Source organism: Tardiphaga sp. 215_C5_N2_1 (assembly GCF_052076055.1).
In the GTDB taxonomy this organism is placed as follows: Bacteria; Pseudomonadota; Alphaproteobacteria; order Rhizobiales; family Xanthobacteraceae; genus Tardiphaga; species Tardiphaga robiniae.
This window is the reverse complement of the sequence record NZ_CP197240.1, coordinates 5,138,801-5,159,540: the sequence shown is the minus strand read 5'-3', so window position 1 is coordinate 5,159,540 and position 20,740 is coordinate 5,138,801. Positions and strand designations below refer to the sequence as shown.

General features: G+C 61.9%; 18 protein-coding genes. 11 read left to right on the top strand and 7 right to left on the bottom strand.

The genetic code is table 11. The annotated features are described in order from the left end of the window. Positions 1-17: 17 nt before the first annotated feature. Complete coding sequence (locus AB7828_RS24450; RefSeq protein WP_441232310.1) at positions 18-1,382, top strand: sodium:proton antiporter; 1,365 nt, start codon at positions 18-20, stop codon at positions 1,380-1,382. Positions 1,383-1,482: 100 nt separating this feature from the next. Further along, positions 1,483-2,304, top strand: coding sequence for a DUF2865 domain-containing protein (locus AB7828_RS24445; protein ID WP_374725701.1), 822 nt, complete (start codon positions 1,483-1,485; stop codon positions 2,302-2,304). Position 2,305: 1 nt separating this feature from the next. On the opposite strand, the gene AB7828_RS24440 is transcribed toward AB7828_RS24445, so the two are convergent. Then, positions 2,306-2,737 carry a hypothetical protein gene (locus AB7828_RS24440; RefSeq protein WP_089262853.1) on the bottom strand — a complete coding sequence of 144 codons (432 nt, stop codon included), beginning with the start codon at positions 2,735-2,737 and terminating at the stop codon, positions 2,306-2,308. A 231-nt stretch (positions 2,738-2,968) separates the two neighbouring features. Between AB7828_RS24440 and AB7828_RS24435 the strand changes: the two genes are divergently transcribed. Next, positions 2,969-5,500: a glycogen/starch/alpha-glucan phosphorylase gene (locus AB7828_RS24435; RefSeq protein ID WP_439060420.1), complete on the top strand. Its 2,532-nt coding sequence runs from the start codon at positions 2,969-2,971 to the stop codon at positions 5,498-5,500. A gap of 12 nt (positions 5,501-5,512) precedes the next feature. On the opposite strand, the gene AB7828_RS24430 is transcribed toward AB7828_RS24435, so the two are convergent. From AB7828_RS24430 to AB7828_RS24420, 3 genes are all read right to left on the bottom strand, one after another. Further along, a complete protein-coding gene (locus AB7828_RS24430; RefSeq protein ID WP_441231406.1) occupies positions 5,513-5,950 on the bottom strand; it encodes an EamA family transporter in 438 nt (145 codons plus the stop codon). 181 nt (positions 5,951-6,131) lie between these two features. Further along, complete coding sequence (locus AB7828_RS24425; RefSeq protein ID WP_320446492.1) at positions 6,132-7,745, bottom strand: phosphoenolpyruvate carboxykinase; 1,614 nt, start codon at positions 7,743-7,745, stop codon at positions 6,132-6,134. Between the two features lie 183 nt (positions 7,746-7,928). Further along, positions 7,929-8,666 (bottom strand): HugZ family protein, encoded by a 738-nt coding sequence (locus AB7828_RS24420; RefSeq protein ID WP_441231405.1) that lies wholly within the window; start codon positions 8,664-8,666, stop codon positions 7,929-7,931. Positions 8,667-8,881: 215 nt separating this feature from the next. On the opposite strand from AB7828_RS24420, the gene AB7828_RS24415 reads away from it, so the two are divergent. From AB7828_RS24415 to AB7828_RS24395, 5 genes are all read left to right on the top strand, one after another. Then, on the top strand, positions 8,882-9,583 hold the full coding sequence (locus AB7828_RS24415; protein ID WP_068733897.1) for a response regulator transcription factor: 702 nt from the start codon (positions 8,882-8,884) through the stop codon (positions 9,581-9,583). A gap of 135 nt (positions 9,584-9,718) precedes the next feature. Then, a complete protein-coding gene (locus AB7828_RS24410) occupies positions 9,719-11,524 on the top strand; it encodes a stimulus-sensing domain-containing protein (protein ID WP_441231404.1) in 1,806 nt (601 codons plus the stop codon). Between the two features lie 17 nt (positions 11,525-11,541). Further along, complete coding sequence (locus AB7828_RS24405; RefSeq protein WP_414717131.1) at positions 11,542-12,045, top strand: HPr kinase/phosphorylase; 504 nt, start codon at positions 11,542-11,544, stop codon at positions 12,043-12,045. 131 nt (positions 12,046-12,176) lie between these two features. Continuing rightward, entirely contained in the window at positions 12,177-12,578 is a 402-nt protein-coding gene (locus AB7828_RS24400) for a PTS sugar transporter subunit IIA (protein WP_068733893.1), read from the top strand. Next, positions 12,575-12,877 carry an HPr family phosphocarrier protein gene (locus AB7828_RS24395; RefSeq protein ID WP_093759856.1) on the top strand — a complete coding sequence of 101 codons (303 nt, stop codon included), beginning with the start codon at positions 12,575-12,577 and terminating at the stop codon, positions 12,875-12,877. Before AB7828_RS24400 ends, AB7828_RS24395 begins: the two co-directional genes overlap by 4 nt. Positions 12,878-12,910: 33 nt before the next feature. Here the strand turns inward: AB7828_RS24395 and AB7828_RS24390 are convergent, their stop codons facing one another. Then, positions 12,911-14,542 carry a glycosyltransferase family 39 protein gene (locus tag AB7828_RS24390; RefSeq protein ID WP_441231403.1) on the bottom strand — a complete coding sequence of 544 codons (1,632 nt, stop codon included), beginning with the start codon at positions 14,540-14,542 and terminating at the stop codon, positions 12,911-12,913. Between the two features lie 125 nt (positions 14,543-14,667). Between AB7828_RS24390 and lepA the strand changes: the two genes are divergently transcribed. The 3 genes from lepA to AB7828_RS24375 all read left to right on the top strand — a co-directional run bounded on the left by lepA (position 14,668) and on the right by AB7828_RS24375 (position 18,414). Continuing rightward, positions 14,668-16,473: a translation elongation factor 4 gene (gene lepA / locus AB7828_RS24385; RefSeq protein ID WP_089262869.1), complete on the top strand. Its 1,806-nt coding sequence runs from the start codon at positions 14,668-14,670 to the stop codon at positions 16,471-16,473. A gap of 47 nt (positions 16,474-16,520) precedes the next feature. Then, on the top strand, positions 16,521-16,991 hold the full coding sequence (locus AB7828_RS24380; protein ID WP_441232309.1) for a DUF1801 domain-containing protein: 471 nt from the start codon (positions 16,521-16,523) through the stop codon (positions 16,989-16,991). A gap of 205 nt (positions 16,992-17,196) precedes the next feature. Next, a complete protein-coding gene (locus AB7828_RS24375) occupies positions 17,197-18,414 on the top strand; it encodes an ABC transporter substrate-binding protein (protein WP_089262875.1) in 1,218 nt (405 codons plus the stop codon). 72 nt (positions 18,415-18,486) lie between these two features. Here AB7828_RS24375 and AB7828_RS24370 read toward each other — a convergent pair whose 3' ends face one another. Both AB7828_RS24370 and arsB read right to left on the bottom strand, forming a co-directional pair. Next, entirely contained in the window at positions 18,487-19,680 is a 1,194-nt protein-coding gene (locus AB7828_RS24370) for an MFS transporter (RefSeq protein WP_439079171.1), read from the bottom strand. A gap of 1 nt (position 19,681) precedes the next feature. Next, a complete protein-coding gene (arsB, locus tag AB7828_RS24365) occupies positions 19,682-20,713 on the bottom strand; it encodes an ACR3 family arsenite efflux transporter (RefSeq protein ID WP_441232308.1) in 1,032 nt (343 codons plus the stop codon). Positions 20,714-20,740: the final 27 nt, after the last annotated feature.

The window sequence follows — 20,740 nt, the reverse complement described above, 5'->3', positions numbered from 1 at the left end:
TCACGCTTGCGCCCGATATGGCGCACGCAGCCGAGGGCGGCCTCGATGGCACCAGGCTGTCGCTGCTGTGGGCATTACCGTTTGCCGGCATCCTGTTGTGCATCGCCACGGGGCCGGTGCTCTATCATCACCTGTGGGAGCACCATTACGGCAAGTTCGCCGCGTTCTGGGCCACGTTGGTGATCTTGCCGCTGTTCTTCGTGACTGATGCAACGACCGTGGTGCACACGCTCTCCCACACCGTGCTGCTCGAATATCTACCGTTCATTCTGCTACTGCTGGCGCTGTTCACCGTGGCCGGCGGAATCTATGTCGAGGGCAACCTGCATGACAGCGTGTTCACCAATACGGCGCTGCTGGGCTTCGGCACGCTGATCGCCAGCGTCGTCGGCACCACCGGCGCGTCGATGATCCTGATCCGGCCGCTGATCCGCGCCAATGACGATCGTCGCACTAACGTACACGTGGTGGTGTTCTTCATCTTCCTCGTCTCGAATATCGGCGGCTCGCTCTCACCACTAGGCGACCCACCGCTGTTTCTCGGCTTCCTCCGCGGCGTCGATTTCTTCTGGACCACGGTGCACATTTTTCCGGAAACGCTGTTCGCGGCCGGCATCGTGCTGGCGATCTTCATGGTGCTCGATGTCTATTTGCATCATCGCGAAGGCAACTTTCCCAGGAAGAAAGACCCGACGCCGGATTCGCCGTTGCATTTGCACGGCAAGATCAACCTGCTGCTGCTGGTCGTGATCATCGGCGCGATCCTGATGAGTGCCAGTTGGAAGCCCGGCATCACTTTCACCCTGCTCGGCACGCCACTCGCATTGCAGGATTTGCTGCGCGACGTGATCTTCGTGCTGGTGACATTTGCGTCGCTGTGGCTGACAAAGACCGAGTACCGCAAGGCGAACGATTTCAAATGGGGGCCGATCGAGGAAGTCGCACTGCTGTTCGCCGGCATTTTCATTTGCATCGTGCCGGTCATGGCCATGCTGCAGGCTGGCGCCAATGGCCCGTTTGCGTCGCTGGTGGCGCTCGTCAGCCATGCCGACGGTACGCCGAACAATGCCGCCTATTTCTGGCTCACCGGCATCCTGTCGTCGTTCCTCGACAATGCGCCAACCTATCTGGTGTTCTTCGAACTCACCGGCGGTGACGCCAAGACATTGATGGCATCGGGCGCGGCGACGCTGGCGGCGATTTCAGCAGGCGCAGTGTTCATGGGCGCCAACACCTATATCGGCAACGCCCCGAATTTCATGGTCTATGCCATCGCCCGCGACGCGGGCATAAAAATGCCAAGCTTCTTCGGTTACATCCTGTGGTCGGGTGCGGTGCTGATCCCGGTCTTCCTGGTGATGACATGGGTGTTTTTCATCTAGCCCGCTGCGCTGGTTACCATTCATTTACCATGACGCCCTAACATGACACCGCACCGGAGCGTTTTCGCTCGGGCACTGACATGCGGTCGCGGAGCTGGCGTTGCGTCACAATCGAACATCCTCGCGTGTCGTGCGTCCCCTGGTGTTGCTGACGGCCATGAGCCTCGTCGCACTGACCCCGCAGACGGCATCTGCGCAGAATTTCTTCGATTTCCTGTTCGGCGGCGGCCAGCCGCAGAAACAGCAGCAGCGCCGCGGCGCGCCCGCGCCGGAGAGCAATTTCTTCTCCGATCCGTTCGGCCTCAACACGCCGGCCGAAGCGCCGCCACCACAGCGCAACGCATCTATCGGGGGCTCCGGTCCCGCCTTCTGCGTGCGCACCTGCGACGGCAAGTATTTTCCGCTCGGTCGCGGCATGAGCCCGGCACAGATGTGTCAGGCATTCTGCCCCGCAGCGACCACCAAGGTCCTGTTCGGCAGCAGCATCGAGAACGCATCATCGAGCACCGGTGAGCGTTACAACGATCTCGAAAATGCCTTCGCCTATCGCAAGGCGCTGAAAGCCGACTGCACCTGTAACGGCCGCGATCCCTCCGGCCTCGCGCCGGTCGATCTGACGCTCGATACGTCGCTGCGTCCCGGCGATGTCATCGCCACCACCAACGGCCTCGTCGCTTTCTCGGGCGTCCGCACCGGCAACACCCAGACTGCGGAATTCACGCCGGTGGCGAATTATCCCGGCCTGACCTCGGATGTCCGTGCCCGGCTCGGCGAGATGAAGGTGGCACCGGTCTCTGCAGAAATGATCACCGACGAAGCGCCGATGTCGGAAGCCGCGCGTGATGCAGCGCCGGCTGCTGCCACGACCGTCGTGCCGAAGAGCGCGCCAACGGCCCGCGCCAAGCGCGCCGAGCTTCAATAGATCATCGCCCGACGATGACGCCGATCACGTTCGGCGCCGAGAGATACTTCTCCTCGATCTCGGCACGCGCCGCCGCGCGATTTTCCGGCGTCAGCAATCCGCGCTTCTCGGCGAGGATCATCCAGCAATAGCCCCACCAGTCCGTCAGCATGCCGTGGTCGTCGACGAGGTCGTAGCCCTGCTCGGCCGCAAAGATCCGCGCATGTGCCTCGTCGAGCTGATCGAGCCAGGCGTGATCTTCCAGCGAGAACAGGTCATCGCTGATGTCGTCCGTCGTATAGCCCCAGACCGAGAGGCAAACGGTGTTGAACTCGCGATCGATCTGATCGTCATCGATCGGATGCCGGCGCGCCATCAAATGCAGCCGCGACAGCGACCGCGCAAAGTCGGCTATGCGGGTGAGAGCAAACTGATCGAAGGCAATGGTGGACATCTAGTCCTCGCGAGCTTGAACAGACCATAGATATTGTAGGCGAAGGCAACGAATCACCTCGGAATATCAATAGCTTACTAATTTGTTCTTAATTTGTTCCAAATTTTTATAAATCCGGTTCTCGCGTGCCTGCCCAAATCCCGGGCAGCTCCATGGCAAAAGCTCGCCACCCCCACGGGTTCCGGGAGCAGCCAAATGCGCGTATGATTTTGGTCAGTGACACAGCTCAGGATGGCCGGTTTGTCAGATCTATCAGTCCCAGCAAAATTCCAACCCGAGAATACGGCTGTCGATGAACTGGCGCTTGCCGACATCAAGAGCGCTATCCTCGTCAAGTTGAGGCTGGCAATCGGCAAGGAAGCCGCATTCGCCACCAAGCACGACTGGTACAAGGCTGCCGCCCTGACGCTGCGCGACCGCATGGTGCATCGCTGGCTGAGCTCGGACAAAGAGAGCTACGACGCCGGCCGCAAGCGGGTCTATTACCTCTCGCTGGAATTCCTGATCGGCCGCCTGTTCACCGATGCGCTGAACAATATGGGCCTGCTGCCGCTGTTCGAAGCCGCGCTCGGCGATCTTGGTGTCGGCCTCGACGAACTCCGCAAATGCGAGCCCGATGCAGCGCTCGGCAATGGCGGCCTCGGCCGCCTCGCCGCTTGCTTCATGGAGAGCATGGCAACGCTCGGCATTCCAGCTTTTGGCTACGGCATCCGCTACAACTTCGGCCTGTTCCGTCAGGTCATCTCGCACGGCGTGCAGCAGGAATATCCCGACGAGTGGCTCGGCTTTGGCAATCCGTGGGAACTACCGCGGCGGGAAGTCACGTATAACGTCTATTTCGGTGGCAGCATCGAGACCGTCGAGGACGGCAAGGGCCGCAAGCAGGTCATCTGGCATCCCGGCGAGACCGTCGAGGCCGTTGCCTATGACACGCCCATCGTCGGCTGGCGCGGCCAACATGTGAACGCGCTGCGGCTGTGGTCGGCGCGCGCGCCGGATCCGCTGCGGCTCGACGTCTTCAACACCGGCGACTATGTCAGCGCCAGCGCCGAGCAGGCGCGCGCCGAAGCGATCTGCAAATTCCTCTATCCGAACGACGAGAGCGCCGCCGGCCGCGAATTGCGTCTGCGCCAGGAATACTTCTTCGTCTCCGCCTCGCTGCAGGATCTGGTGAAGCGTCACCTCCATTCCGACGGCAATCTGCGTGGCCTCGCCAACAAGGCGGCGGTGCAGATGAACGACACGCATCCGAGCCTGGCCATCGCCGAGCTGATGCGCATCCTGGTCGATCAGCACAATATGCGCTGGGATGCCGCCTGGCAGATCACCAACGCGACCTTGTCCTATACCAACCACACGCTGCTGCCCGAAGCGCTGGAGACCTGGCCGGTCGAACTGTTCCAGCGTCTGCTGCCGCGGCATCTCGAAATCATCTACCGCATCAACGAAGCGCATCTCGACCGCGCCGATGCGACGCGCCCCGGCGACACCGCCTATCGCGCTTCGGTCTCGATCATCGACGAGACGTCAGGTCGGCGCGTGCGCATGGGCAATCTCGCTTTCATCGGCTCGCACCGCATCAACGGCGTCTCGGCGATGCATTCGGAGCTGATGAAGGAGACCGTGTTCCACGATCTCAACCAGCTCTATCCCGGTCGCATCACCAACAAGACCAACGGCATTACTTTCCGCCGCTGGCTGATGCTGGCCAATCCGAAGCTCACCGACCTGTTGCGCGCCACTTGCGGCGAAGCCGTGCTCGACGATCCCACGCGGCTCATCAAGCTCGAGGCTTTTGCCGGCGATGCCGCGTTCCAGCAAGAATTCCGCAAGGTCAAACATCACAACAAGCTCGCGCTCGCGCGCGTGATTGGCGAGAAGCTCGGCGTACAGGCCGATCCCTCGGCGCTGTTCGACGTGCAGATCAAGCGCATCCACGAATACAAGCGACAATTGCTCAACCTCATTGAAACAGTCGCGCTGTATCAGGCGATCAAGGACGAGCCCAGCAAGGACTGGGTGCCGCGCGTCAAGATTTTCGCCGGCAAGGCGGCAGCGAGCTATCGTTACGCCAAGCTGATCATCCGCCTCATCAATGACGTCGCCGAGGTCGTGAACAACGACACCACGATCGGCGGCAAGCTGAAGGTCGCGTTCCTGCCCGACTACAATGTCAGCCTGGCGGAAGTCATCATTCCCGCGGCCGATCTGTCCGAACAGATCTCCACCGCCGGCATGGAAGCCTCCGGCACCGGCAATATGAAGCTCTCGCTGAACGGCGCGCTGACCATCGGCACGCTGGACGGCGCCAATATCGAAATCCGCGACAATGTCGGCCCGGAGAACATCGCAATCTTCGGTATGACCGCCGCCGAAGTCGTCGAGCGCCGCGCCAAGGGCCTCGACGCTTCTGACGTCATCAACAAATCGCCCAATCTCGGCCGCGCGATCCAGGCCATCGAGACCGGCGCGTTCTCGCCGGATGATCCCGGCCGTTACGCGTCGGTCGGCCACGCGTTGCGCCACCTCGATCACTATGTGGTCTCGGCCGACTTCGACTCCTATTACGAAGCGCAGCGCGGCATCGACACGCGGTGGAGGGCCGGCTCAGCCTGGAGCCGCGCTGCGATTCTCAACACCGCCCGGATGGGATGGTTCTCGTCAGACCGCACCATCCGCGAATATGCCGATGATATCTGGGGCGTGCCGGTTGCTGGCGATCTGCCGGGCACACCGAGTCTGCAGGCACGAAAGGCAACGTAAGCGCGACGGTGCTCACGCGCGATACGCGACGAGCACCGCGCCGCAGGCGATCAGGATGACGCCGAGCCAGTTCGGCAGCGACAATTTCTCGCCGAGAAACAACACGGCAAACACCGCCACGAACACCACACTGAGCTTGTCGATCGGCGCCACCTGTGCGGCATTGCCGAGCTTGAGCGCGCGGAAATAGCAGATCCACGACGCGCCGGTCGCCAATCCCGACAGCACGAGGAACAACCACGTCTTCGGTGAGACAGCTGACGGCGATTGCCAGTTGCCCGTGACATAAACCATCATGCCCGCGGCCAGCAGGATAACGATGGTGCGGATGAAAGTGGCAAAATCGGAATTGACGTTCTCGATGCCGATCTTGGCGAAGATCGCCGTGAGCGCCGCAAAGCCCGCGGACAGCAGCGCCCAGAACGGCCAGGACAGCATGACGTTTTTCATATCGAAGCAGCCCTCAAACTCTTAGCTGTCATGGCAAGCGGCCCTCGCGGCGACAATCCCATCTTCGCTTGTAACACTGGACTGCATCACTCCTTGCCCGAGGATGGCCTTAAATTTTGTCCATCAAACAAAAAGGGCGGCCTTACGGCCGCCCTTTCGCACTCAATCTTAAAGCAGCGACTTACTCCGCCGCCAGCTTCACATCAGGCGCGGCGGCGCGGACATCCGCATCGACCTGCGCTTCGAACTTGGCGAAGTTCTTCTGGAACATACCGACCAGCTTGCGCGCGGTGGCATCGAACTCGTCCTTGTCCTTCCAGGTGTTCACCGGATTGAGGATCTCCGACGGCACGCCATCCAGCGCGGTCGGGACTGCGAAGCCGAAATACTTGTCGGTGCGGAATTCCACGTTGCGCAGCGAGCCGTTCAGCGCCGCAGTCAGCAGCGCGCGGGTCACCTTGATCGGCATGCGCGAACCGACGCCATACTTGCCACCGGTCCAGCCGGTATTGACCAGCCAGCAGTCGACATTGTGCTTGGCGATCAGGTCACGCAGCATGTTGCCATAGACCGAGGGATCGAGCGGCAGGAAGGGCGAGCCGAAGCAGGTCGAGAATTCCGGCTCCGGATCGTTGCCGAGGCCGCGCTCGGTGCCGGCGACCTTGGCGGTGTAGCCGGACAGGAAGTGATACATCGCCTGCGCCGGAGTCAGCTTGGCGATCGGCGGCAGCACGCCAAACGCGTCGGCGGCGAGCATCACCACGTTCTTCGGCTGCGGCGCGCGGCCGGTGCGCGAGGCATTCGGGATGAAGTCGAGCGGATAGGCGGAACGGGTGTTCTCGGTCTTCGAACCATCGTCGAAATCCGGCAGGCGGGTATTGGCGTCGAGCACGACGTTTTCCAGCACCGCGCCGAAGCGCTTGCTCGCCGCATAGATCGCGGGCTCGGCTTCCTCGGAGAGCTTGATGGTCTTGGCGTAGCAGCCGCCTTCGAAATTGAAGATGCCGTCCTTGCCCCAGCCATGCTCGTCATCGCCGATCAGCGTGCGCTTCGGATCGGCAGAGAGCGTGGTCTTGCCGGTTCCGGAGAGGCCGAAGAAGATCGCGCTGTCACCGTCGGGGCCGACATTGGCCGAGCAATGCATCGGCAGCACGCCCTTGGCGGGCAGATAGTAGTTCAGCGTGGTGAAGACCGACTTCTTCATCTCGCCGGCATAATAAGACCCGCCGATCAGGACGATCTTGCGGGCGAAATCGATTGCTACGACGTTTTCCGAGCGGCAGCCGTGACGTTTGGGATCGGCCTTGAAGCTCGGCAGGTCGATGATGGTGAGTTCAGGCACGAAGTCCTTCAACGCAGCGGCTTCCGGACGGATCAGCAGCGTGCGGATGAACAGGGAGTGCCATGCGAGTTCGGTGAACACGCGGGTCTTGATCTGGAAACTCGGATCGGCGCCGCCATAAAGGTCCTGCGCGAACAGGGTCATGCCTTCGGCGTGCTTCTTGAAATCGATATAGAGCGCTTCGAACTGCTCCGGCGTGATCGCCTGATTGCCAGCCCACCACATCTGTTCGGTGGAAGCGTCCTTGACGGTGAACTTGTCCTTCGGGCTGCGGCCGGTGAATTCACCCGTGTCAGCACAGAGCGCGCCATCGGACGACAATTCGGCTTCGCCGTTACGCAGCGAATATTCGTAAAGCTGCGGCGCGCCGAGATTCCAGTTCACCGCTTTGAGATTTTTCAGTCCGAATTTGTCGGCGCCATAGGCACCGTTGCGTACGCCCGTCTCTTGCACGGAATATTCCTCCTTGAGTCCGCATATCCGACCTGTGCAACTGTCTTCAATCGCACGTCAGCAGCGGTAGCCGTCATTATAACCACCGAGGCCGTAACCCGGCGATCTAATAGTGACGAAGATGTGAAATGCCAAGCTGCTGTCCGCATATTTGGTTTATTCCAGCACGGCACTTGATACCGCTCAATTATTCAAAGCGCGGGCCTGCTCTGCGAGTTCCTTTAGGACTTGCCGCAATGCACCCGGAGTGACAATCCGCCGCGGAAAGTCCAGCCGGATCACCGTCGCGCCGTTCTGCAGGTCCATGCCATCCGGATCGCATCCGGTGCACCGCCAGTCGCCTGCGTCCGCGTGGAGAAGCTTGGTTGCATAGAGATTGAGCGCGTCGAGATGATCGGCGTTCATATGAGCAACGGCGCCCTCCTCGGCCTCGAGCATGCCTTCGGCATCGGTGAGATCGGTCAGGAATTGCTCTGGCTTCAGGTCGTTGATACGGCCAAAGCCGGCCACCAGATGGGCACTCTTCGGCTTGATCCGGAAGAACGAAAAATCCTTAAAATCCACAAAGACTTGCGCGGATGGATGGACGCTGAGATAGCGCCGGCGCAGCAGCGATTTTTCGCTTTCGCTGGCCTCCTGCGCGATACCTCCGAGCATGATGCGTGAGCCCTCCAGGGGGTCCCCCGGCGCCCGCTCATCCAGCATCAGCGAGACGCGGGCATCCGCCAGAATATTGCGGGTATGCAGCGCCAGCCGGGAAATCAGGAGAATCGGCGACCCGTCCGGGTGGCTGGCGACATTGGCCAGCGCACAATAAGGATCGCCGGAACCGACGGCCAGGGTAGCCAGCGCCCCCTGCCGACTGCGCCGCAACAGCGACCGGGTGACGCGCGAGGGGTCGAAATCAGGGGTCGGCTGCATGGTTAAATCCCGTATTTCATTGCAAAAAGTGGCTATTTCTTCTCCCCCGGGAGGTCTATACATCTACGGAACCCACGCGTCATTCAAGCGTTCAGGGAACTTGGCCACACTTCAGCCCAGCTTGCATTGCTCGTTGACTGTGTTCTTAAGGCCACCTCATACGGCGGATTGTTGAATTCTGCCGGATAGCCCATCCCGCTTCGGAAAGCAGGCTCATGCCAACTATCGCACTGGTCGACGACGACCGTAACATTCTCACATCCGTATCGATCGCGCTGGAAGCCGAGGGCTACCGCATCATGACCTATACGGATGGTGCTTCCGCACTCGATGGCTTCCGCACGAGCCAGCCGGACCTCGCAATCCTCGATATCAAGATGCCCCGCATGGACGGCATGGAGACACTGCGCCGTCTGCGCCAGAAGTCCGATCTGCCGGTGATCTTCCTGACGTCGAAGGACGAGGAGATCGACGAGCTGTTCGGCCTGAAAATGGGCGCCGACGATTTCATCCGCAAACCGTTCTCGCAGCGTCTGCTGGTCGAGCGCGTCAAGGCCGTGCTGCGCCGCGCCGCGCCGAAGGACCCGACTGCCGCTCCGAAGGAGACCGACGCCAAGGCGCTCGATCGCGGTTTGCTGCGGATGGATCCGGAACGTCACACCTGCACCTGGAAGAACGAGCCGGTCACATTGACCGTCACCGAGTTCCTGATCCTGCAGGCACTGGCGACGCGCCCCGGCGTGGTGAAGAGCCGCAACGCACTGATGGATGCCGCCTATGACGATCAGGTCTATGTGGACGATCGCACCATCGACAGCCACATCAAGCGGCTGCGCAAGAAGTTCAAGGTCGTCGACGACGACTTCGAGATGATCGAGACGCTGTATGGCGTCGGTTATCGCTTCAAGGAAACCTGATCTGTAAGGGTTTCCGCGGCACGGCTGGGGGCCTGACGGCTCAGCCGTGCTGCGCTAGAATGCGCATCCGCACACGCAACAATGAGCGCCGCGTGACGCATCGCAGATATCGACAACAACCGGGCAGTTTTGGCATTGCTGGATCGTACGCAGCCTGATGAAAGCCTGGACGCCGACGGCACGTCGCCGCATGCGACAGGCGGCGATGCCGATCGCACCCGTCGCGGCTGGCAGCGCCCGCTCGACTGGCTGCGCCGTGCCCGGCAGTTCTTCGTTGCGCTGACCTTTTCGAGCCTGACGCGCCGCATCGTCTCGCTCAACCTCGCCGGCCTCTGCGCGCTGGTCGCCAGCATTCTCTATCTCTCGCAGTTTCGCGCCGGCCTGATCGACGCGCGCGCGCAGAGCCTGCTGGTACAGGCCGAAATCATCGCCAGCGCCATTGCCGCTTCGGCCACGGTCGAAACCAATACGATCACGATCGACCCCGACCGCTTGCTCGATCTCAAGCCCGGCGAAACCTACGGCGTGCCGGACGAACTCTCCGGCCTCGATTTCCCGATCAATCCTGAACGCGTCGCGCCGGTGCTGCGGCGGCTGATTTCGCCGACCAAGACGCGTGCGCGCATTTACGACCGCGACGGCGTGCTCATCCTCGACAGCCGCAGCCTTTATGGCCGCGGCGATGTGCTTCGTTTCGAACTGCCCCCGCCGACGACCGAAAAGCCCGGCTTTGCCGAACGCACAATGATCGCGGTCCGAACCTGGCTCAATCGCGGCGACCTTCCGCTGTATCGCGAACTTGGTCCGGAAAACGGCAACGGCTATCAGGAAGTGCAACAGTCGCTCGACGGTCTGAAGAGCAGCATGGTGCGCATCAACGAACGGGGCGAAGTCATCGTCTCGGTCGCCGTACCAGTGCAGCGCTTCCGCGCCGTCCATGGTTCGCTGATGCTGTCGACCCAGGGCGACGACATCGATCAGATGGTGACCGCCGAACGTCTGGCGATTCTGAAAGTCTTTGCGGTCGCGGCCGTGGTGATGATCGTGCTGTCGCTGCTGCTGGCATCGACCATCGCAGGTCCGGTGCGACGTCTTGCCGACAGCGCCGAGCGCGTTCGCCGCCGCATCCGCACCCGTGTCGAGATCCCGGATTTCACACGCCGCCGCGACGAGATCGGCCATCTCTCCGGAGCGCTGCGCGACATGACCGATGCGCTTTATAACCGCATCGAGGCGATCGAGATGTTCGCGGCCGACGTCTCCCACGAGCTCAAGAATCCTTTGACCTCGCTGCGCTCCGCCGTGGAAACACTCCCGCTGGCAAAGAACGACAACAGCCGCGGCCGCCTGCTCGCCGTGATCGAACACGACGTGCGGCGGCTTGACCGGTTGATCTCGGATATTTCCGACGCCAGCCGTCTCGACGCCGAACTGCAGCGCAACGACACTGCGCCCGTCGATGTCCGACGGTTGTTGACCACACTGACCTCGGTCGCCAACGAAACCAAGCTCGGTCATGACGTCGGCGTTGAAGTCCGCTTCGAAGGGGCCGCCAGCGATGCGTTTTCGGTGCCCGGCCACGACTCCCGCCTCGGTCAGGTCATCACCAATCTCGTCACCAATGCGCAGTCATTCTCGACACCGGGCGGCAAGGTGCGGATCGTCTGCCGTCGCCTGAAAGGCAAGATCGAGATCGTGGTCGATGACGACGGCCCCGGCATCGGACTGGATGCACTCGAACGGATCTTCGAACGCTTTTACACCGACCGCCCACATCAGGGCTTTGGCCAGAATTCCGGCCTCGGCCTGTCGATTTCCAAGCAGATCGTCGAAGCCCATAGCGGTACGATCTGGGCGGAGAACCGCATCGGCCCGGCCAACGCCGACGGCGAGATCCCGGTGCTGGGTGCACGCTTCGTGGTACGGTTGCCGGCCACATGAGCGCGGATGGCAAAAGCATCCATGCCTCCGCCGTACTGGTCGATGACCGCGCTGTCCTGATCCGGGGGCCGTCCGGCTCCGGGAAATCGCGGCTGGTCTTCGACCTGATCCTCGCAGCTCAGAGCGGACAGCTTCCCGAGGCCATGCTGGTCGGCGACGACCGGGTGCATCTGGATGTCAGGGATGGAAAACTGTGGGTACGGCCGGCGCCCGAACTGGTCGGGCTGCTTGAGGTCAGGGGGCTCGGAATCCGGCGTCTGGACTGCGCTACCGGCGCCATCGTCGGGCTGGTGGTCGATCTCGCCGCCACCGACGCTGCACGCCTGCCAGAGCCGGAAGCACTCAAAACCACACTGGAGGGCGTTGAATTGCCCCGAATCCCGGTCGGGACAGGCTTTTCACCACTACCATTGGTCGTAGCCGCGCTTATTACAAACGATGGTTTAGCCGCAGTGCGACCTTTGGACGATTGCTCGAAGGGAATTGGTAACCATATTAGTCCCACTATCGCCACCGAATAGACCCGCGCTACTTCCCGCCGCATCCGTGCAATTTAAGGGAGATTCGCGAAGAGCCCTCTTGCATAGGGGCTCTGGATGGTCAAAGTGGCCCTTTCGTGCGGTGCACCAAAAGCACCCACGAGGAGTTTCCGATGATTGGTCTAGTACTTGTGACCCATGGGCGCCTTGCCGACGAGTTTAAGGCGGCGCTTGAGCACGTAATGGGTCCGCAAAAACAAATTGAAGCCGTGACGATCGGCGCCGAAGACGATTCCGATTTGTGTCGCAGCGACATTATCGAAGCGGTCAATCGCGTCGACAGTGGCGATGGCGTTGCCATCCTCACTGATATGTTCGGCGGCACGCCATCGAATCTGGCGATCTCCTGCATGAGCCGGCCGAAGGTCGAGGTTCTCGCCGGTATCAACCTGCCCATGCTGGTGAAGCTCGCAAAGGTGCGCGAAGAGCGCACGCTGCCCGATGCGATCGCCATGGCGCAGGAAGCCGGCCGCAAATACGTCACCATCGCCAGCCGCGTTCTCGCCGGCAAATGAGCGACAGCCCAGACGATACGACGGTGTCCGGCAGCGTCTCCCGCGAGATTCCGATTACCAACAAGCGTGGCCTTCATGCGCGCGCCTCTGCCAAATTCGTGCAGATGGTCGAACGCTTCAATGCCGACATCACGGTGACACGCAACGGCGAGACCGTTGGCGGTACATCCATCATGGGCCTGATGATGCTGTCCGCCGGACCCGGGACCAGCATCACGGTCACTGCCAAAGGCGCCGAAGCTCAAGCGGCGCTGGATGCGATCACCGAGCTTGTGACCAACAAGTTCGGCGAAGAGTAGCGGTTCGCCGAAAGCTGCTTTGTCAGCGAACGGCTATTTCATCGCGCTAGGCGCCACCACATAGACATCCCACCGCGTGGTCGTGCCGACATTGCCCTTGAAGAAGCGTCGCGTCGACATCACGATGCGTTCGGCATTCGGGAGATTGTCCTTCATCCACGCTTCGCAGCGATCGAATTTCCAGTCACCGACCATGCAGATTCCGATGAAGCCGTTACGCTTCGCTTCGGCCATCGACGTCACGCCTGACGGCCACGGCTCGTAAGGCGTCAGCGGCAGCGGATGATCGGGACTGTAGAACGTCATCTGCTCGGCGACATCAACGAAGCCCACGACCTCGCTCCAGCGCGTGTGGAAGCGCTTGTGCCAGACTTCGGTGAGTTCGCGCGCGAGCTGCGAATAGGAGATGTGAGCGAAATTGCCGTTGGCATCGCGCGGCAGTGACGCGATGGCGATCTGCGGTGCGGCGGCGAGCGTGACCAGCGACAGCACCAGCCAGATCGCGGCGAGCCGTACCAGCGCGACCCGCGGCATCTTCAGCGCCGGGATCGCAATGACCGCCAGCGGCACCAGGAAGAACAGCGAGATACCCCAATCGGTCTTGATATAAACGTCGAACAACAACGCACCGATCGGCGGGCCGACGGCGACAATGGCCTGGATCAGCCAGATATTCAGGGCCTGATCCCTGCGGACACCGGGATTAGTCGTCAGTGACCACGGCCGCCTGACGAATGCGCGGGGATCGCGCGCCACCGACGCCCACCAGCGTGGGCCCGAGGCTAGCACCGCAGCGGCCAAACCCAGCGGCAACAGCAGCAGCGCGAGGTTATGGCCGACATAGCCCCACGCCAGCTGCAAACTCTCCCAGCGTGACGAGATCGCATAGGTATTGCCGGCATAACGAAATGGCGCGTATTCCACCTGCCGCACCCAGTCGAGATGCGGAATCAGCGCCGCCGCCATCGTCGCGATGGCGATCCATGGCGCCGGCGAGCGCAGGAACAGCATCCGCTGGGGATGGATCAGCGCGGCCAGACCGATGGCGCCGATCATCGTCACCACCCAGTATTTGGTCATCAGCGCCAGCGCAGCGGCGAGGCCAAGCAGGAAGCCCGAGCGGATCGAGCGCTTCTCGAACGCGTGCAAATAGGCGAGCACCACCAGCGGCAAAGTTACCAGCTGCAGCAGGTCCGGATTGTATTTGAAGCCCTTGAAATTGAAGATCGGATAGATCGCGACCATCAGCAGCACGAAAAAGGCACGGCGGCGATCGACCACGCGCAGCGCGATCGCCCAGCAAAGGATCATGCCGATGCCGACCGTGACCATGGCGAGCAGATAGGTCGCCCAGTCCACCGGCGGGAAAAATCTGAACCAGACGCCCGAGATCCAGCCCGACAGCGGCGGATGCTTGCCGTAGCCCATCAGGAACTTCTGCCCCCAGGCATAGCCCTCGGAGACGTCGAAATGGATGTCCTGCGCCGCCTTTACCTGGGTCAGGATCGCGGTCCACAGCACCACATGGGCGATCGTGAAGCCGAGCACCAGCAGGACGCTCAATTGCGGATCACACGCCCAGGCAACGAGCCGCGCAGCGCCGCGGCGGCCGATCGACAGCAAGCCCCGGCGTTTGGCGGGGGTAGAGGAAGCGATTGTACTCATGGGCCCTGCCTAGCGTGTTTCGGGCCGGAGTAAAATCAGGATGCCGTGACGGAAACAGGGCCGGGAATCAGGCCGAAACCCGCATTAAGGTTGCCGCATCGGGGCCTGAATGCTATCCCGCGCGCATGACAACCTCCCCGATTTCGAACGTTCGCAACTTCTCCATCGTCGCCCATATCGACCATGGCAAATCGACGCTGGCCGATCGCCTGATCCAGATCACCGGCGGGTTGCAGGCGCGCGAGATGAAGGAGCAGGTGCTCGATTCGATGGATATCGAGCGCGAGCGCGGCATCACCATCAAGGCGCAGACCGTCCGCCTGCATTACAAGGCCAAGGACGGCAAGGATTACATCTTCAACCTGATGGACACGCCCGGCCACGTCGACTTCGCCTACGAGGTCTCGCGGTCGCTGGCGGCCTGCGAAGGCGCACTGCTGGTGGTCGACGCCTCGCAGGGCGTGGAAGCGCAGACGCTCGCCAACGTCTATCACGCACTCGACGCCAATCTCGAAATCGTGCCGATCCTCAACAAGGTCGATCTGCCCGCGGCAGAACCCGAGCAGGTGAAGAAGCAGATCGAGGACGTCATCGGCATCGACGCCTCGGACGCATTGATGATCTCGGCAAAAACAGGTCTGGGCGTGCCTGACGTGCTGGAAGCCATCGTGCACCGGCTGCCGCCGCCGAAGGGTGACCGCGACGCCACGCTGAAGGCGCTGTTGGTCGATAGCTGGTACGACGTTTATCTCGGTGTCGTCGTCCTCATCCGCGTCGTCGACGGCGTCATGAAGAAGGGCCAGCGCGTCCGCATGATGGGCACCAACGCCGCCTATGATGTCGAGCGCGTCGGCTACTTCACGCCGAAGATGGTCAATGTGGACGAACTCGGCCCAGGCGAGATCGGCTTCATCACGGCCGCCATTAAGGAAGTCGCGGACACCCGCGTCGGCGACACCATCACCGACGATCGCAAGCCGGTCACCGAGATGCTGCCAGGCTTCAAGCCCGCGATCCCCGTGGTGTTCTGCGGGTTGTTCCCGGTCGATGCCGACGACTTCGAGACGCTGCGCGCCGCGATGGGCAAGCTGCGGCTGAACGACGCGTCGTTCTCGTTCGAAATGGAAACCTCGGCTGCACTGGGCTTCGGCTTCCGCTGCGGCTTCCTCGGCCTGCTGCATCTGGAAATCATCCAGGAGCGCCTGAGCCGCGAGTTCGATCTGAATCTCATCGCGACCGCACCGTCAGTGATCTACAAGATGCATCTCACCGATGGCGAGGAGATCGAGATCCACAATCCGATCGACATGCCGGATGTGGTGAAGATCGCCGAGATCCAGGAGCCGTGGATCGAAGCCACGATCCTGACGCCCGACGAATATCTCGGCAGCGTGCTGAAGCTCTGCCAGGAACGCCGCGGCAATCAGAAAGAGCTTACTTACGTCGGCGCCCGCGCGATGGTGAAATATGAGCTACCGCTCAACGAAGTGGTGTTCGATTTCTACGATCGCCTGAAATCGATCTCGAAGGGCTACGCCTCGTTCGACTATCATCTGACCGACTACAAGGCCGCCGATCTCGTCAAGATGCAGATCCTGGTCAATGCCGAGCCGGTCGACGCGCTGTCGATGCTGGTCCATCGCACCCGCGCCGAAGGCCGCGGCCGCGCCATGGTCGAGAAGATGAAAGAGCTGATTCCGCCGCACATGTTCGTCATTCCGATCCAGGCAGCGATCGGCGGCAAGGTGATTGCCCGCGAAACCGTCCGCGCGCTGCGCAAGGACGTCACCGCGAAGTGCTATGGCGGCGATATCAGCCGCAAGCGCAAACTTCTGGAGAAGCAGAAGGAAGGCAAGAAGAAGATGCGGCAGTTCGGCAAGGTCGACATCCCGCAGGAAGCGTTTATTGCCGCGCTGAAGGTGGATAGCTGAGGGCATATCGCTTGCAGCTCTGACAGGAGGGGCACTACGTGGCAGCGATGCGGAAGTTGAGCAAAGCGGCCCAGCAACACCCCTCCGGTTTTTCCGATCCGGCCGTCAAAGCGGCATTCGACCGTTACCCGCCGCCCTTCAAGGCGCGGCTCATGGCCCTCCGGCGACTGATCTTCGGGACCGCCGCGGGAATCGATGGCGTCGGTCCGCTGCAGGAGACCCTCAAGTGGAATCAGCCCAGCTATCTGACAAGCGAGACGAAAAGCGGCAGTACCATCCGGCTTGATCGCATGGGGGCCACAGAGCAGTACGCGCTGTACTTTCACTGCCAGACCGATCTGGTTGCAACCTTCCGTGAATTGTATCCAACGGAGCTAAGCTTCGAAGGCAACCGCAGCATCGTGCTGCACGTCGATGATCCCGTGCCGGAACAAGCCCTGAGTCACTGCGTCGGACTGGCGCTGACCTATCATCTCCGCAAGCGCAGGCCTTCAACGAGGTCATCTCAGGCTGAATGAGCGCGGCGACAACTGGCTGTCGTCCGGGAACAAATAGCGCCGTGAATGAACGGATTCCGCCGGCACAATTTTCCGCCCGCCGCAATGCGGCAGGTTTCTGCGACCAAACATCCCCCACGACCGCTATTGCCTCCCCGCTCGCCTCCCCCCATGCTGCCGCCCACGACGCCGAAAACGGCGCGTATAAAAATTTGAGGAGGATTGAATGATCGCGCACCGCACGGTTGCGGCTACGACGTTTGCTGTTTCGCTGCTTTTCGGCGCTTCCGCACTGGCCCAGCAGGCCAACACGCTTCCGCTCAAGATCGGCGTGCTCGCCGACTTCGCTTCGGTCTATGCCGACATCGGCGGCCAGGGGAATGTCGAGGCAGCGAAGATCGCCATCGAGGAATTCGGCGGCAAGATGTTCGACAAGCCGATCGAACTGGTCACCGCCGATGCGCTGAACAAGGCCGACGTCGCCGCCACCATCTCGCGCAAATGGTATGAGGCCGAGAATGTCGACATGATCATCGACATGCCGACATCGGCCACTGCGTTGGCCGGCATGGAGATGTCGAAGCAGTTCGAGAAGATCATGATCGTCACCGACGCCGCGTCGTCGGACATCACCGGCAAGTCCTGCTCGCCCTATACCGCGCACTGGACCTACGACACCTATGGCAACGCTCACACGGTCGGCAGCGCGATCGTCAAGCAGGGCGGCGATTCCTGGTACTTCATCACAGCGGACTATCTGTTCGGCCATTCCATCGAACGTGACACCGGCGACGTGGTGCGCGCCGCGGGCGGCAAGGTGGTCGGCAGCGCCAAGCATCCGCTCAACACGGCGGACTTCTCCTCCTTCCTGCTGCAGGCACAATCGTCCAAGGCCAAGATCATCGGCATGGCCAATGGCGGTGGCGACACCATCAACACCATCAAGCAGGCGTCCGAGTTCGGCATCGTCGCCGGGGGCCAGAAGCTCGCGGGCATCGTGATGTTCATCTCCGACATCCACTCGCTCGGCCTGAAGATGGCGCAGGGGCTGATCATCACCGAGGCCTATTACTGGGATCTCAACGATCGCACCCGGGCTTTCGGCAAGAAGTTCTTCGACAAGATGAAGCGGATGCCGACCATGAACCAGGCGGCGACCTACAGCGCCACGCTGCACTATCTCAAATCGGTGCAGGCGGCAGGCACACGTGCCACCAAGCCGGTGCTGGCGAAGATGCGCGAGATGCCGGTGCGCGACGCCTTCACCGACAATGGTGTGCTCCGCGAGGACGGCCGCATGGTGCACAGCATGTTCCTGCTCGAGGTCAAGAAGCCGGAAGAATCCAAGGCGCCGTGGGATTACTACAAGGTGCTCGCGGAGGTCCCCGGCGATCAGGTGTTCCGTCCGATGAAGGACGGCGGCTGCCAGTATGTGAAGCAGTAACCGCTGACGAGTTCGATCGCCCGGCCCGCCGGGCGGTCGACCCACCACAGGCCAACCGGTCGATGGAGCACGTCAATTCTTCATCGGATTTTGAACGAGGACCCCAGTTTCCGGCTTCGCCACCGGAGCCCTCAACCAGAAGAGCGCCAGGAACGCGAGCGACGTCAGCCCGCCTGTGAGCGCCAGCGCGACGCGCGGGCCACCGTGATCCAGCACAAGGCCGAACAGCAGCGGCGCTGCACCCTGCAGGATGCGCGCCGGCGCGGCCAGCCAGCCGGTTCGCATGCCGTATCCGACGGCGCCAAACATGGCCAGCGGAAGCGTTCCGCGCGCGATCGTGAACAGGCCATTGCCGGCACCGTGCAGGAGAGCGAATGGCAGCGCGACGGGCGCTCCGAACAGGATCAGCAATCCGGCGCCGACGGGATGCAGGCCCGCGGCCAGGCGTGCGGATATCATCGCCGACGCATGTCGTAGCAGACCGAATTCCCCGATCCGGGCTGCGACTTGCGCAGGCCCCATCAAAGCCCCGGCGAGCACGGCCTGCGCCGGGGTGGCCCCGAGCGCTTCCAGCAGGCGCGGCATGTGCGCGGCAAAGGCGGTGGTGACAAACCAGGTCGCACCAAAGACGCCCGCCAGAACGATCATCGCCCATGGAATGCCTGATGTGGGGACGGCAGGCTCATCCAGATGCGCATGCGGCGGCGCCTTCGGAACGAGAAAGCGGTTGAGCGGCAGACCGATGACGATGTGCAACGCGGCCCATGCGAAGCAAGCGCCACGCCAGCCGAAGGCATCGATCATCGCAGCACTGAGCGGCCAGCCGATGGTGCTCGCAAAACCGGCGAACAGGGTGATGCCGGTGATCGCACTGCGGGCCTGTCGTCCCCACAATCCCGCAACCGTCGCAAACGCAGCCTCATACAGGCCGAAACCCATGCCGGCGCCGATGACCAGCCAGGCCAGGGCAAGCGTGATCGGTCCCGTTGCAACCGCAAGCAAGGCCAGCCCCGCCGCAAACATCAGATTGGTGCCGACAAGCACGTCCCGGCCACCGCTGCGGTCGATCATGCGGCCGGCGAGCGGCCCGAGCAAACCCGACACCAGCAGCGCCACGGAGAACATGGCGAAGAACCAAGTCCTGGACAGATGCAGGTCGTCGCAAATGGGATTCGCGAATACGGCCGGAACATAGTAGCTGGAAGCCCATGCCAGTGTCTGCGTCGTACCGAGCGCGGATACGACTTGCCAACGAACGACTGCCACCTCAGTTCACAGCTCCCCGCTCGTACCAGTCCCGTGTCGCCTTCACGATGTGAACCACAGAGAGCATCACCGGCACCTCGATCAGAACGCCGACGACCGTTGCCAGTGCCGCGCCCGATTGAAAACCGAACAGTGCGATCGCCGCGGCCACCGCGAGCTCGAAGAAGTTCGATGCGCCGATCAGGGCGGAGGGGCCGGCCACACACCAGGCGACGCCGAGGCGGCGGTTGAGCCAGTAGGCGAGACCGGCATTGAAATAGACCTGGATCAGGATAGGGACGGCGAGCAGCGCAATGACCATCGGCTGCCGGGTGATCTGCTCGCCCTGCAGCCCGAACAACAGCACCAAAGTTAGCAGGAGCGCGACCAGCGATACCGGACCGAGCAGCGACAGTGCCTGCGATAGCGCCGCCTCGCCTCCCCTCGCCAGCAATGCGCGCCGCCAGAATTGCGCGATTGCCACAGGCACGATGATGTAGAGCAGGACGGACAACAGCAACGTGCCCCAGGGCACGATAATGGATGATAGTCCGAGCAGAAGGCCGACGATCGGAGCGAAGGCGACCACCATGATGGTGTCGTTGAGCGCGACCTGTCCAAGTGTGAAGTTCGGCTCGCCATCGGCCAGATTCGACCAGACAAACACCATCGCCGTACAAGGCGCCGCGGCAAGCAGAATCAGACCGGCCGTATAGCTATCGATCTGGTCCGCGGGCAGATAAGGCCTGAACAGATGGCCGATAAACAGCCAGGCGAGAAGCGCCATCGAGAACGGCTTCACCAGCCAGTTGATTCCGACGGTCGCGGCAATGCCGCGCCAGTGTGCGCCAACGTGACCGAGCGCTCCGAGGTCCACCTTGAGCAGCATGGGAATGATCATCAGCCAGACGAGAACAGCCACCGGCAGATTGACCTGTGCAATCTCCGCCGAGCCCAGCGCATGGAAAACGGCCGGCATCCATCGCCCCAGCAGAATCCCGACGACAATGCAGAGACCGACCCAGATCGTGAGATAGCGCTCGAACAAGCCCATGGCTGGAGCGGAAACCGGCCTGCCGAT

What these genes read in the sequence shown, in the direction of transcription:
- AB7828_RS24400 (WP_068733893.1), top strand. Translation starts at nt 12,177, where the DNA reads ATGATTGGTCTAGTACTTGTGACCCATGGGCGCCTTGCCGACGAGTTT.
- lepA (WP_089262869.1), top strand. Translation starts at nt 14,668, where the DNA reads ATGACAACCTCCCCGATTTCGAACGTTCGCAACTTCTCCATCGTCGCC.
- AB7828_RS24415 (WP_068733897.1), top strand. Translation starts at nt 8,882, where the DNA reads ATGCCAACTATCGCACTGGTCGACGACGACCGTAACATTCTCACATCC.
- AB7828_RS24375 (WP_089262875.1), top strand. Translation starts at nt 17,197, where the DNA reads ATGATCGCGCACCGCACGGTTGCGGCTACGACGTTTGCTGTTTCGCTG.
- AB7828_RS24430 (WP_441231406.1), bottom strand. Translation starts at nt 5,950, where the DNA reads ATGAAAAACGTCATGCTGTCCTGGCCGTTCTGGGCGCTGCTGTCCGCG.
- AB7828_RS24440 (WP_089262853.1), bottom strand. Translation starts at nt 2,737, where the DNA reads ATGTCCACCATTGCCTTCGATCAGTTTGCTCTCACCCGCATAGCCGAC.
- AB7828_RS24450 (WP_441232310.1), top strand. Translation starts at nt 18, where the DNA reads ATGGCGCACGCAGCCGAGGGCGGCCTCGATGGCACCAGGCTGTCGCTG.
- AB7828_RS24420 (WP_441231405.1), bottom strand. Translation starts at nt 8,666, where the DNA reads ATGCAGCCGACCCCTGATTTCGACCCCTCGCGCGTCACCCGGTCGCTG.
- AB7828_RS24380 (WP_441232309.1), top strand. Translation starts at nt 16,521, where the DNA reads ATGCGGAAGTTGAGCAAAGCGGCCCAGCAACACCCCTCCGGTTTTTCC.
- AB7828_RS24435 (WP_439060420.1), top strand. Translation starts at nt 2,969, where the DNA reads ATGGCCGGTTTGTCAGATCTATCAGTCCCAGCAAAATTCCAACCCGAG.
- arsB (WP_441232308.1), bottom strand. Translation starts at nt 20,713, where the DNA reads ATGGGCTTGTTCGAGCGCTATCTCACGATCTGGGTCGGTCTCTGCATT.
- AB7828_RS24390 (WP_441231403.1), bottom strand. Translation starts at nt 14,542, where the DNA reads ATGAGTACAATCGCTTCCTCTACCCCCGCCAAACGCCGGGGCTTGCTG.
- AB7828_RS24395 (WP_093759856.1), top strand. Translation starts at nt 12,575, where the DNA reads ATGAGCGACAGCCCAGACGATACGACGGTGTCCGGCAGCGTCTCCCGC.